A 13,217-nucleotide genomic window follows, 5' to 3' on the forward strand; every position below is an offset into this window, starting at 1 on the left:
AATAACTTTAATTTAGCAATTAGTAGCTGCTAACAAAAAACTCCTACTGGAGCCTATCTCCGCTGATTCCCCTTACTTTGATTAATAATTGCTTCTTTATTAATTGATTTATTTGTTTTAACAGGCGATTCACTTTGCTTTCTTTTCAAGTTTTTGCGGTAAGCTCCGGTAATTTTTTGAATAAATTCTTTAAACGTATCAAACTGCTGGGTGTAAACTAAACCAAATGAGGTTACGTTTCTATTTTGATCAATACCAGGATTAGCAAAGATACTTTGGATAGTTGGTGGTTTATTGGCTACTTTACCCAACAAGCTACCATCTTTTCTTATTAAAAATAGACCTTCAACCTCGCCGCCAACGTTGCTTCTGTTAAAATCGATAATGGTAAAATCATTTAAGCTGTTTCTATCTACAATACCAGCATTGATAATTAAACGGTCGTTAAAAAGTTTAACAGATGCGCTGGCTTCACTTAATGAACGTACGTTAAGATCGACAAAGTTTAAGTTTAATGAAGAAAGCACATTATTAAATTGATTAAACACCAACTCGGTGGCCGTACTTGTGGCGGTTGAGCTCAATTGGTTTCCGATAGATTCTCCACCATTTCCTGGAGCAAAACTTCTTCTAATGATTAAACTGAAAGCTTGTAAGTTTAAATTATTTTGATCGCTAAAATAGGTTTGAAGTTCTTCTTTAATTGCTGGTTGGGCAGGAAAAAAGATATCCAGTTTAATATCTGGCTGTAGCAGCAATCCTGTTAAACCCATTTCTACTTCGGTGTTTACTCGCTGGTTAGCATTACTGCTGGCATCTCTGTTCGCAGCTTTAAACAATTCGTTCAAGTTCGCCCGTAACGCGTAAACGGCCTTTAGATTGATTTGCGCTGCGGTCGGGTTACCCGTCCATCGTATCGTACCTCCCTGCCTAATCTCAAATTTTTTATTAATCACCTCTTGAGCCGTGAAGTCAAAACTGCCCGTTTCAATAATATAATCACCAGACATTTCAAAATCACCTAAGCTATTGATGTTTAGGTTTAACTCGGCATTACCTTTGCCGCTCAAATTGCCAAGTGTGGTGTAAATATTTGCTGTTGTATTTGGGTCGATGGTAAGCTTAAATGTTAACGTTAAGCCATCGAAATTGGTGGTTTTCTTTACCACCTTACTTGAATCTCTACTGATAAAATTTATAAAATCTTTATCCGAAACCGTTTCCGAACTATTTAGTGGAAGATTGAAAACTGTACCCTTTTCAGTTTTGGCTTTTATATCAATTTTCATTTTACTCGTAGGACCAGTAAACTTAAACACCCCCGTTCCGTAGGCTTTTCCAAAATAAACTGAATTGTCTTTTGAAGTGGTGTTTAAAGCCATCAAACTGTTTGCATTTACCGTTACATTCAATGTAGGATCATCTAGGTTGTTCAGGTCTACTGTTCCTCTCGCAGTAGCTTCATGGCCCTCCAGATCAGCCAAGACAAAACCATCTGATGATTCGCCATCTAATAACACCACACTGTTTTCTATCTTTACCTCATCAGTAATAACATAGGTGGTTTTAAGGTAATTCACCATCAACTGTCCCTTATCAAAAGCTACACTGCCATTAATTTCGGGTTTATCTAATTTTCCCTTAACGGTTATGTCGGCAGAAATATCACCTTTGAGATTAGAAACAAGTTGTTTAACAAAGGGCTCCAGTATGGTCAATTTGCTGTCGTTCATTCTAACATTCAAATCAATCAGTTTCTCTTTTAAATCAACATTTCCGGTGAGTTTAAAAGTCTCTGAATCCTCGGTCATGATCCGGGTGAAGACGTTCACTTTGTTGCTTTGATTATCGAAAGATGATGTATCGGTAAGGGTTCCAATATAAATATCATTGAAGGTAAGTGAATCGATTTTGAGGTCATCGTTTACTTTTGGAGCTTTCAAAATGCCGTACAGATTAGTTGTTCCATTAACATTTCCGCTTAATTTTACTCCGAAACCTTTAGTAAAAGGATTCAGCGTTTTTAAATTAAAATCTTTAAAACCAACAGCCAGCAGATCTTTTTGATCCTCGGAAATTAAACCATCAATAGTTAATTGTTGAATTCCGTTCGTCAGATCGAAGTTACTGATCAAAGTTTTACCATTATTTAACGCAATGCGTACTTTCTCCTGAATACGCCATTCTTCGCTATTTATTTTTAAAATAGATGGTAAAATGCTTAGGCGTGCAACAGTATCCTGATTTTTAGTAAACTCTACCAAGCCGTTTAAATCCAGTTGGTTAGCCTCGTCAGAATTAGACATCTTTACGTTAAAAGAAAGACTATCATTACGCAGAATATTTGAAATATTTACATCTTTGATGAATAAACTATCATTCAGCTGAACACGGTCTGAGGTAACGATCAGCTGCAACTGTTCCTTGGTCGTATTTTCATCCAGAATAATATTATTTACCACTACGCCATTGTATTTCAATTTCCTTACAAAACCGTTTAAAGTAGCGGTATTGTTTCGCGAGTCAAAGTCTCCAATAAGCGTGGCGCCTTCCTCCATTTCTAAGCCAGGCGAAATAAACTGAGCTAGTGGCTCAAATTTCTTCACTTGCAAATTAAACTTGAATATTTGATTCTTAAATTTGAAAATATCAGCCCTAAGCGAGGGAACGTAGGTTTTGGCGATAGCTTTGTAGTAGGACACGATGGAATTTAAATCGTATTCACCGCGAATACTTGCATCTAAAATATCTGATCTGATATCCAATGTCCGATCTACTCCTGTGCCTTTTGCTATTAACTGAAGTGAATCTACATTATAAATTCCCTTCGGATTTTGCAACCTGATCTCCTGGATAAGCAAGCTGCCTTCAATATTGTTTAGGTTTGTTCCCGAAAAATTTGTGCTAAACTTTGCGTCAACCAACAACGAATCTTTTAAAAGCTTTAATGCCTTTAACCTGGCCCTGGTGATGGTGGCGTTAAAGGCAAATACTGGAAGTTTCGGATTTAAGTTTACACCTCCATCAAAGAGAAGTTTTACATTTTTATCGTTGATACTTAATTTTCCATCGAAGTTTTTCTTTTCAAAAGTTCCATCAATTTTAACGTTTCTATATCGATAATTGTTAAAGTCAATGTATTCAACATCTCCGCTAAGTTTTTCGGTTAACTCCTTCAATTCAGTACCTCTTCCTTTTACATACAATGATGAACTAATTCGGCCCAAACTCTTCTCATCTAATAAATTGCCGATATTAAAATCAAACGTTTTAACGTTACCTGTATAAGAGGGAACATCATTTTTGTCGATTTTCATATTCACATCAGAAACAATTCGTCCTAACTTCGTCTTAAATTCCCCGTAAGCAATAAAGTCGTTCTGAAAACCAGTAAAATTTCCATTGAAATTGATATTGCCGAATTTGCTTACGATAATTGGAATCATCGGTTTTTTGTTTCCTGTAATTCCAGCTAGTACTTCATCTAAATCTTTTTTATTCGTACCAGCCATTTCAATCTTTAAATCCATGAAGGTTTCTTTCCATCTCGGAAGACCTTTAAAGATAAAATCGCCTTTAATGTGCGTAGCTTTTCCTGATCGAATGGAAAGTTTCTTGGCTCTCAGGTTATTTACTAATCCAGTAATCTGGCCGTCTACATCGAGTTCAATTTTCATTGAATTTAATTCAGGAGCAAAAAAAGCAACATCTTTGGAGGAAAGATGACTTTCTTTGAAAATCGCTTTCATCCGTACGCTATCTACATAATGGTTAAAATCCCTGTAGCTTTTAAACTTCATTTGATAGTAATCGGTTAAGCGGCTATTTTCGGTTACCAGCAACAGTTTCTTTAGTTCTATCGCATTACTATCAATAGTTGTTTCAGCAGTTAAATTTTTTAGATAAAAGCCACTTTTTTCACGAAGTGTTAAATTTTTGATGTTGGTTTTAACCAGATGGTTCTTGGTGTCTAGTCCTTCAAATATTCCGCTTAATTCCCTAACGTCAACATTATCGAAATTCACATTTTTACCTTGAACAGTATCTTTCGCAGCAAAATTCTTATATCTAAAAGCGAATTTATTTAAGATCACCCGACCTATGTTGATATCATAAGGTTTACTTTTCGGTTTCTTTACAGTAGGTTTACCAGAATCGAAATAGTTAATAATGAAATCGAGATTAGAAGACTTATCTTTGAAATCCTTTAGGAAAAATTGGCCATTATTGATTTGAATGGTATTGATATCAATAATCTTCTTGTCAAACGAGAGTTGATTAATATCAACCATGAATTCTGGAGTGCTCAGCAAGGTGTCTTTTTCAAGATCCAGAACAAGCAAATCTTCCAATACAATAGATTTGAAAGGTTTGATGTAAAGGCTTTTAATTGATACCTTAGTGTTAAGCTCTTTTGACAAATATGCAGCTGCTTTTTGGGCAACGTAAGTCTGGACAGGCTTAAACTGTAGTGAAAAAATAATAAGCGCCAGCAGCAAAATTATTGATGCAATTACCCAAAGGAGTATTTTAAATAGTTTTTTAATAATTTTGCAGCTTAAAAATAAATAATTTGTCTGTTATACTTGCTATCGAATCTTCTTGCGATGACACTTCAGTCGCTATATGTAACAACGGCAAAATTACGGCCAATGTTATTGCAAACCAAACAATTCATGAAAATTATGGTGGTGTAATCCCTGAATTAGCATCTAGGGTACATCAACAAAATATTGTGCCTACTATTGAGCAAGCTTTAAAAAATGCACAGGTTACAAAACAGGACATTAGTGCTGTTGCGTTTACACAAGGTCCGGGCCTTTTAGGTTCACTTTTGGTAGGCGTTTCCTTTGCGAAATCATTCGCATTGGGCTTAAATATACCCTTAATTTCTGTCAATCATATGCATGCGCATATATTGGCGCATTTTATTGATGAGCCAAAACCCAATTTCCCATTCTTATGCCTTACCGTTTCTGGCGGGCATACACAAATTGTATTGGTGAAAGATTATTTCGATATGGAAATTGTGGGTGAAACATTGGACGATGCAGCGGGAGAGGCCTTCGATAAAACGGCTAAAATTTTGCAGTTGCCTTATCCTGGCGGTCCTTTAATTGATAAACATGCTAAAAACGGTAATCCGAAAGCGTATAAATTTGCCGAGCCACAAATAGCTGATTTAAATTTTAGTTTTAGTGGTTTCAAAACCTCCATTCTTTATTTCATCAGAAAGCAGGAGATAGAGAATCCAAATTTTATTACCGAAAATTTGAATGATATTTGTGCATCTGTTCAACATAGCATTGTTCAGATATTGTTGAACAAGCTTAAAAAAGCAGCAAAGCAATTTAATATCAATGAGATTGCAATAGCTGGTGGTGTTTCTGCAAACTCTGGATTAAGAGATGGCCTGCAGCAAACCGCTGATGAATTGGGCTGGAAGGTTTATATTCCTGCATTTCAATATTGTACTGATAATGCCGGAATGATTGCCATTGCCGGATACCAAAAGTTTTCGGTTAACGACTTTGTTGGCCAAGAGGTGTCTCCGAAAGCGAGAATGGAATTTTAATAAGATGATTACACAAATTATTTGATTACATGGATGTAGTTTTGAATAAATAAACATTTTGAGGTTGGCCCTCTATGTCTTATTCTTGAATTTTGAAAATCCTGATCTGATTATTTAACTTTACACTTTTAACTTTTTTTATGACTGGAGCATCATTAATATTTTGGATTGTTTGTGCAGTACCGCTTATTGGGCTGTTATATTATTTGATCAGAAAAGATAAAAATAAATTAAGCGGAAGTTGGGGAGTAATTATTTTAGGTGCTTTGGTAATTGCAGCCTTATTGGTAATTGTTTACGTAACAAAAGATTTTAACGCAGTTTTTAGCCAGGGCTAAAAATATTGCCACGATATCATAAAAAAGCGCTTTGCCAGATTTTGTCTAACAAAGCGCTTATTATTTCTTGAGTATCGAAATTATTTTTCTTCCAATTTATCGCCGGTTACTTCGGCTTTAATCTTAATTTCCAATTCTTCTGCTAATTCCGGGTTATCACTTAAAAGTTGCTTAACGGCATCTCTACCTTGACCCAATTTAGTATCTCCGTACGAGTACCAAGAACCTGCTTTCTTTATAATACCAAAATCAACACCTAAATCCACAATTTCGCCATTTTTCGAAATACCTTCACCAAACATTACGTCAAACTCTGCAATACGGAAAGGTGGTGCTACCTTGTTTTTAACAATCTTAACTTTAACACGGTTACCAGAAACCTCATCAGAATCTTTAATTTGGGAAATACGGCGTATATCTAAACGTACTGAAGCATAAAATTTTAACGCATTACCACCCGTAGTTGTTTCTGGGTTACCGAACATCACACCGATTTTATCACGCAATTGATTGATGAAAATACAGCAGCAGCCTGTTTTTGAAATGGTACCAGTTAACTTACGTAATGCTTGGCTCATCAAACGGGCATGCAAGCCCATTTTACTGTCACCCATTTCGCCTTCAATTTCACTTTTTGGAACCAATGCAGCAACGGAGTCAATCACGATTACATCAATTGCTCCCGAGCGAATCAGGTTATCAGCAATTTCTAATGCCTGCTCGCCGTTGTCAGGCTGAGAAATTAAAAGATTATCAGTATCTACGCCGAGTTTTTTAGCATAAAATTGGTCGAATGCATGTTCCGCATCAATAAAAGCCGCTATGCCACCTTTTTTCTGCGCTTCTGCAATGATATGGGTAGCTAATGTCGTTTTACCAGATGATTCCGGGCCATAAATTTCGATTACTCTTCCCTTCGGAATACCACCAATGCCTAAAGCAATATCTAAACTGATTGACCCCGTAGAAATAAAATCTATGGGTTCAATAGCCGTATCGCCGAGTTTCATTATGGTACCTTTACCATACGATTTTTCTAATTTATCTAAAGTAAGCTGTAAAGCTTTTAATTTGTCGGGGTTTGCGCTTGCCATTTTCTTGTGATTTGATTTCGTAAATATAATTGAATTATGAGCTAATATGCGTGTAATGTCTACAACTATTTACTAAAATATTTAGCTAAGTTAGTTTTTTTTTAGCTAATGTCAATAGTAATTATAAAATATTTTAAGCTTCGTGCTTTTCCCGCTCATTTTTCGCCGTTAGACGTTCAAAATACCTGCAAATGTAGGTAATTTCACAAACATCACATTTCGGACTTCGGGCCACGCAAACATAGCGGCCGTGAAGAATTAGCCAATGGTGCGCAATGTGTATGTCCTGTTGTGGAAGATGTTTAACCAAGTCTTTCTCTACTGCCAGAGGCGTCTTCCCGTTAGTTAATCCCAATCTGTTTGCTACACGAAAAACATGTGTATCGACAGCCATTGCCGGTGCATTATAAATTACCGATGCAATTACATTGGCAGTCTTACGTCCAACTCCTGGCATTTTTTGCAAATCATCTATTCCCGATGGAACAACATCATTAAACTCATTTACCAGAATATTGGCCATACCTACAAGATGTTTGGCTTTGTTGTTTGGATAGCTGATACTTCTGATGTAATCAAATACAATATCTGGAGTAGCTTCAGACAGTGTTTTCGCATTTGGAAATCGTTGAAAAAGGGCGGGGGTAACCATATTTACTCGCTTATCTGTGCATTGAGCCGAAAGAATTACGGCAACAAGAAGCTGATAAGGATTATTGTAATGTAGTTCGGTTTCTGCATCGGGCTGCTTTGCTGAAAAGTGCTCTACAAAAAGTTTATAACGTTCTTTCTTTAGCATGAGCAAATATAGAAATTGATCCTTTTACTCGCGAGCCAAAAGATTAATGCATCATCGCGTATTTTTCTTTCGATGAAGCAAGACCTTTTGTGGCTTTACTTTTGATCAGCCAAATGGCGAAAAATGCACCGACCAAAGCCATTGCTGCACCAACATAGGCGGGGGAGGTATAATCAAATCCGTAAACTAAAGGTAAACCGCCAAAAAAGGCGCCCAATGCATTTCCGATGTTAAAACTGGCTTGACTCGCCGAAGCGGCCAGCATTTCTGATCCCGTCGCTGATTGTATCATCAACATTTGGATTGGCGCAGCAAGTGCAAATGCAACTGCTCCTGTAATAAAAGTCATTATTAAAGCCAAGGGTTGACTAAAGGAGATATAATGTACAATGGTTAAAGTTATGGCCATAGCCAGAAGTAATGCAGCTGAGGCTTTGGCAGGAGAAAACTTATCGGCTAATATTCCGCCAATGTAATTTCCAACCAACATCCCTACGCCAGCGAGCATTAATATATACGTTACCGCATCGGCAGAAAAGCCTGCTACATCCGTCATTAAAGGGGCAATGTAACTATACCAGGTAAATAAGCCGCCAGTACCAATTGAGATCATCATGATAATAATCCATGCTTCCCTCTTCTTGAAAAAACTTAATTCAGCTTTTAAATCCCTGTTTTTAGCAGCTTCTAATGCCGGCAGCCAAAGTTTTAAGCTTAATAAGGTAACTAAACCCACCAGCACCACAACGGCAAATGAAATTCGCCAGGAAAAGTTATGGCCTATAAAAGTACCCAGCGGAACACCTAAGATATTTGCAAGGGTTAAACCCATAAACATTAACGAAACAGCCTGAGCCGCCTTACCTTTTTCTGCAATTCTACTTGCAACTACCGACCCTACACCAAAAAATGCCCCATGTGGCAATCCAGAAAGCAATCTGGCAATAAACAAAGTGTCGAAAGTTGGTGCAAAAGCCGAGAATGCATTAAAGGCAGTGAACATGATCATCAAAGCCATTAATATTTTTTTTGGTGGATATTTCCCGGCAATCATTATTAATAGGGGCGCACCAATCACTACTCCTAAGGCATAGGCAGAAATCAAATGTCCGGCTTGTGGAATGGTAACTTTTAGGTCTTTTGCGATATCTGGTAGCAGGCCCATCATCACAAACTCTGTTATGCCAATGCCTAATCCTCCTAGGGTGAGTGGTAGTAAGTTCTTATTCATACCTGTGCTTAGTGTTAAAATTACACTATGTAAAGGTAGGTGTTTTTGAGTTAATGAAATGTAAAAAAGAAAAGGGGGTTTGGAAAAGGAAAATGGGAATGGGAATCAGGAAATAGAAAGTAAGGAAATGGAAAATAGACTATAAGTTAAGTGATGAACGAATAGAAAAATTTGTTAAAATTCCTGCCTAAAAAAAAGCTGCCTTTTATGAAAGGCAGCTTTGGGCTGGTGTAAAATTTACTTCGATTTACTATATGCTAAAATCTTGTTGATGGTTTCATCTTGAGGATTTTTAGCCAGACGATCTAATTTACTTTTGATTTGATCGTAAAATAAATCGATTTCCGCGTCAGATTCAATATCAGTTTTAGGCTGAAACATACTGTGAGTTGGTAAATTTACATTGTTTTTTGATGTAGAGGTTTTTGTCATAAGCAACTAAATGTGATAAGTTTATAAACTTAACGATAGTTCAGATGCTTTATTTCGAGCCCTAAAATTTTTAATGTAACTTTTTTATTACCCTTTGTAAGTCATCTCTTTAGTTTTAAGCATTTTGCGCAGGTTGCTCAGTGCATAACGCATACGCCCAAGGGCAGTATTAATGCTTACATCTGTTAAGTCAGCTATTTCTTTAAAACTCAGATCTGCATAATGCCGCATTAAAAGCACTTCTTTTTGCTCATCAGGCAGTAAATGGATCATTTCTTTCAAATCTTTGTGGGTTTGATCGCGTAACATTTTTTCCTCTGCACTTTCGTCATAAAAGTGTAGCATATTGAATACATCCATCCCATCAGAACTCGTAATGATTGGAGTTCTTTTTTCTTTTCTGAAATAATCAATAACTAAATTATGAGCAATACGCATTACCCAAGGCAGAAACTTGCCCTCCTCATTATATCTTCCCGAACGAAGCGTATTAATTACTTTTATAAAAGCATCTTGAAAAATATCTTCAGCTAAATATTGATCTTTTACCAATAAATAGATGGAAGTATAAATTTTACTTTTATGCCTTCTTAAAAGTTCTTGTAGCCCATTCTCATCCCCTGCAATGTATAACTTTACAAGGTCTTGGTCACTGTATGATTGTAAATTCATAGGTTTACCTACACTAAATCCCGTACTGTTTGCTAAAAATTAATTTGTAGAAGTTTAATTTCTATAGCGTCTCTCCTATGTTTTTTAGATTGTGTTAGTTTGGTTCTGAGGTTGTTAATATTCAAAGAAAGTTATTTTTTTATCAAAAAACAAAAAATAAAATGTTAAAAAATAAATTAACCGCATCAGTACCTTATTTTTGTATGTTTTAAAAACCCAACAGTATTCTATGGGTTATATTTAAAATCATAACCATACATGAGCAAAAAAGAAGCCGAAAAAGATCCGCATAAAAATATTATTATAAAAGGTGCTCGTGTGCACAACCTGAAAAACATTGATGTTTCCATACCTAAAAATAAACTGGTCGTGGTTACTGGCATGTCTGGTTCGGGAAAATCTTCTCTGGCTTTCGATACTTTATACGCAGAAGGACAACGCCGATATGTAGAAAGTTTATCTTCTTATGCCCGCCAATTTATGGGTAGGATGAATAAGCCTGATGTAGATTATATTAAAGGTATTGCTCCCGCCATTGCCATTGAACAAAAGGTAATTACTTCTAATCCTCGATCTACTGTGGGTACCTCCACAGAAATATACGATTATTTGAAACTTCTTTTTTCGAGGATCGGGAAAACGATTTCCCCAATTTCAGGAAATGAAGTAAAAAAAGATTCGGTTAGTACCGTGGTTGATTATGTGAGCGCTTTGCCTGAAGATACCACTGTAACAATATTTTGTCCTTTATACCCACATAACAATCGCACGATAAAAGAAGAACTTGCTATTTTATTGCAAAAGGGTTTTTTACGGGTACTTATTGAAGATAAAATTTTAAAAATTGAATCTGTATTAGATGATGCTGATTTCAAAGATGCCGAATTAACCGATGATAAAACGGTTCAGATTTTAATTGATAGAATAGTTGCTACCCAAGAAGAAGAAACTTTAAGCCGTTTAGCCGATTCTGTTCAAACTGCTTTTTTTGAAGGTAAGGGTGATTGTGATGTCGAAGCTAATGGTAAAACCAAGCATTTCAGCGATCGCTTCGAGCTTGACGGAATGAAGTTCGAGGAGCCAACACCAAATTTTTTCTCTTTTAATAATCCTTATGGTGCATGTAAGCGCTGTGAAGGTTATGGAAATGTAATTGGTATTGATGAAGATTTGGTCATTCCTGATAAGAGCAAAAGCGTTTTTGATAATGCAATAGCGCCATGGAGAGGAGAGAAGATGAGTGTTTGGTTGCAGAACTTTATTAAAGCTTCTCCAAAATTCGATTTTCCCATACATCGTCCTTTCAGTCAGCTAACTGAGAAAGAGCAACGTTTACTGTGGACGGGCAATAAATATTTTGCTGGCCTTGATGCTTTTTTTAAGGAGCTGGAAGAACAGACCTATAAAATTCAATACCGGGTAATGTTGTCTCGCTACCGCGGAAAAACCACTTGCCCAGAATGTAAAGGATCACGTTTGCGCAAGGATGCATCTTATGTAAAGATTGCAGAAAAATCGATTATCGATGTCGTTTTAATGCCCTTAGCAAAAGCTTTAGTTTTCTTCAACGAGTTAAAATTAAACGCTACTGATGCTAAGGTAGCTAAACGTTTGCTAGCCGAAATTGATAACCGGTTTCTGTATTTAAATAATGTTGGTTTAGGTTATTTAACCTTAAATCGCTTATCAAATACCTTATCAGGAGGAGAATCGCAAAGAATTAATTTGGCAACTTCTTTGGGAAGTAGCTTAGTCGGTTCTATTTATGTTTTGGATGAGCCAAGTATTGGTTTGCATCCACGAGATACGAATAAACTGATTGAAGTATTAATTTCCCTCAGAAACGTTGGTAATACGGTTCTAGTTGTAGAACACGAAGAAGAAATGATGCGGGCTGCCGATTATATTATTGACATCGGTCCGGAGGCGGGAACCCACGGCGGTAACCTTGTTTTTAGCGGGAATTACGAAGAAATATTAAAAGATAAAAACAGTTTAACCGGACGCTATTTATCGGGGGCAGAAAAAATAGCCATCCCAGAAAAACGCCGGAAGTGGAAAGATCATATCCTTATTAAAGGTGCCAGAGAAAACAACCTTCAAAATATTGATGTTAAATTTCCTTTGGGTGTTTTCACTGCGGTTAGTGGAGTTTCAGGTTCTGGTAAAACCAGTTTGGTTAAAAAGATTTTATATCCTGCTTTGCAGAAAGCCATTGGAAATTATGCTGGCGAACAAACCGGAGCTTACGATGGGATTTTTGGTAATTATGATTTGATCAGTGCCGTAGAAATGGTTGATCAAAATCCAATTGGCCGTTCAAGCCGATCTAATCCCGTAACGTATGTAAAGGCCTGGGATGATATCCGTGCTCTATTTTCTGGTTTGGCATCGGCAAAAGCAGCTGGATTAAAGCCAGCAGCATTTTCTTTCAATGTAGAAGGTGGCCGTTGCGATGTTTGCCAGGGTGAGGGTGAGGTGAAAATCGAAATGCAGTTTATGGCAGATATTTATTTGCCATGCGAGGCTTGCGGAGGAAAACGGTTTAAGCAGCAGGTTTTGGATGTAGTTTATAAAGAGAAAAATGTTTCGGAAATCTTGGATATGACCATCGATGAGGCTGTGGATTTCTTTAAAGATGAATCTAAAATTCTTAATAAGTTAAACCCTTTGGTTGATGTTGGTTTGGGTTACGTTCATTTAGGCCAATCATCTAATACCTTATCAGGTGGTGAAGCCCAGCGGATTAAACTGGCTTCATTTCTAATTAAAGGAAATAACGCCAGCAAAACACTATTCATATTTGATGAGCCCACTACGGGTTTACACTTCCACGATATCAAAAAGCTATTAAAGGCTTTAAATACGTTGATAGAGCAGGGAAACACTATTTTGGTGATTGAGCACAATATGGATATGATTAAGTGTGCCGATTGGGTGATCGATATCGGTCCGGAAGGTGGAGATGGTGGAGGTAAAGTTGTTTTTGAGGGTATCCCTGAAGATTTGGTGAAAGAAAAGACTTCTTATACAGGAAAATATTTAGCATCGCATTTGAATTTAAATCCATAATTTC

The 13,217-nt window shown here is 36.7% G+C and carries 9 protein-coding genes; 3 read left to right on the forward strand and 6 right to left on the reverse strand.

Annotated features, from left to right (window positions below; genetic code table 11):
* Positions 1 to 53: 53 nt before the first annotated feature.
* Positions 54 to 4,421, reverse strand: a complete 4,368-nt coding sequence (locus tag OQZ33_RS05565; protein ID WP_265798065.1) for a translocation/assembly module TamB domain-containing protein — start codon at positions 4,419 to 4,421, stop codon at positions 54 to 56.
* A 152-nt stretch (positions 4,422 to 4,573) separates the two neighbouring features.
* On the opposite strand from OQZ33_RS05565, the gene tsaD reads away from it, so the two are divergent.
* Together tsaD and OQZ33_RS05575 are read left to right on the forward strand one after the other, a co-directional pair.
* Complete coding sequence (gene tsaD, locus OQZ33_RS05570; RefSeq protein ID WP_265798066.1) at positions 4,574 to 5,575, forward strand: tRNA (adenosine(37)-N6)-threonylcarbamoyltransferase complex transferase subunit TsaD; 1,002 nt, start codon at positions 4,574 to 4,576, stop codon at positions 5,573 to 5,575.
* A gap of 140 nt (positions 5,576 to 5,715) precedes the next feature.
* Positions 5,716 to 5,913 carry a hypothetical protein gene (locus tag OQZ33_RS05575; protein WP_056851525.1) on the forward strand — a complete coding sequence of 66 codons (198 nt, stop codon included), beginning with the start codon at positions 5,716 to 5,718 and terminating at the stop codon, positions 5,911 to 5,913.
* An 80-nt stretch (positions 5,914 to 5,993) separates the two neighbouring features.
* Here OQZ33_RS05575 and recA read toward each other — a convergent pair whose 3' ends face one another.
* The 5 genes from recA to OQZ33_RS05600 all read right to left on the reverse strand — a co-directional run bounded on the left by recA (position 5,994) and on the right by OQZ33_RS05600 (position 10,141).
* Positions 5,994 to 7,007, reverse strand: coding sequence for a recombinase RecA (gene recA, locus OQZ33_RS05580; protein ID WP_056094982.1), 1,014 nt, complete (start codon positions 7,005 to 7,007; stop codon positions 5,994 to 5,996).
* 133 nt (positions 7,008 to 7,140) lie between these two features.
* Complete coding sequence (gene nth, locus OQZ33_RS05585) at positions 7,141 to 7,806, reverse strand: endonuclease III (RefSeq protein WP_265798068.1); 666 nt, start codon at positions 7,804 to 7,806, stop codon at positions 7,141 to 7,143.
* Between the two features lie 43 nt (positions 7,807 to 7,849).
* Positions 7,850 to 9,037 (reverse strand): MFS transporter, encoded by a 1,188-nt coding sequence (locus OQZ33_RS05590; RefSeq protein ID WP_265798069.1) that lies wholly within the window; start codon positions 9,035 to 9,037, stop codon positions 7,850 to 7,852.
* A 237-nt stretch (positions 9,038 to 9,274) separates the two neighbouring features.
* A complete protein-coding gene (locus OQZ33_RS05595) occupies positions 9,275 to 9,469 on the reverse strand; it encodes a hypothetical protein (protein WP_056851528.1) in 195 nt (64 codons plus the stop codon).
* Positions 9,470 to 9,556: 87 nt separating this feature from the next.
* A complete protein-coding gene (locus OQZ33_RS05600; protein WP_056851529.1) occupies positions 9,557 to 10,141 on the reverse strand; it encodes an RNA polymerase sigma factor in 585 nt (194 codons plus the stop codon).
* A gap of 258 nt (positions 10,142 to 10,399) precedes the next feature.
* On the opposite strand from OQZ33_RS05600, the gene uvrA reads away from it, so the two are divergent.
* Positions 10,400 to 13,213 (forward strand): excinuclease ABC subunit UvrA, encoded by a 2,814-nt coding sequence (gene uvrA / locus OQZ33_RS05605; protein WP_265798070.1) that lies wholly within the window; start codon positions 10,400 to 10,402, stop codon positions 13,211 to 13,213.
* Positions 13,214 to 13,217 lie beyond the last annotated feature (4 nt).

The organism is Pedobacter sp. MC2016-05, assembly GCF_026239735.1.
Lineage (GTDB): Bacteria > Bacteroidota > Bacteroidia > Sphingobacteriales > Sphingobacteriaceae > Pedobacter.

What these genes read in the sequence shown, in the direction of transcription:
- OQZ33_RS05575 (WP_056851525.1), top strand. Translation starts at nt 5,716, where the DNA reads ATGACTGGAGCATCATTAATATTTTGGATTGTTTGTGCAGTACCGCTT.
- recA (WP_056094982.1), bottom strand. Translation starts at nt 7,007, where the DNA reads ATGGCAAGCGCAAACCCCGACAAATTAAAAGCTTTACAGCTTACTTTA.
- nth (WP_265798068.1), bottom strand. Translation starts at nt 7,806, where the DNA reads ATGCTAAAGAAAGAACGTTATAAACTTTTTGTAGAGCACTTTTCAGCA.
- OQZ33_RS05590 (WP_265798069.1), bottom strand. Translation starts at nt 9,037, where the DNA reads ATGAATAAGAACTTACTACCACTCACCCTAGGAGGATTAGGCATTGGC.
- OQZ33_RS05595 (WP_056851528.1), bottom strand. Translation starts at nt 9,469, where the DNA reads ATGACAAAAACCTCTACATCAAAAAACAATGTAAATTTACCAACTCAC.
- OQZ33_RS05600 (WP_056851529.1), bottom strand. Translation starts at nt 10,141, where the DNA reads ATGAATTTACAATCATACAGTGACCAAGACCTTGTAAAGTTATACATT.
- uvrA (WP_265798070.1), top strand. Translation starts at nt 10,400, where the DNA reads ATGAGCAAAAAAGAAGCCGAAAAAGATCCGCATAAAAATATTATTATA.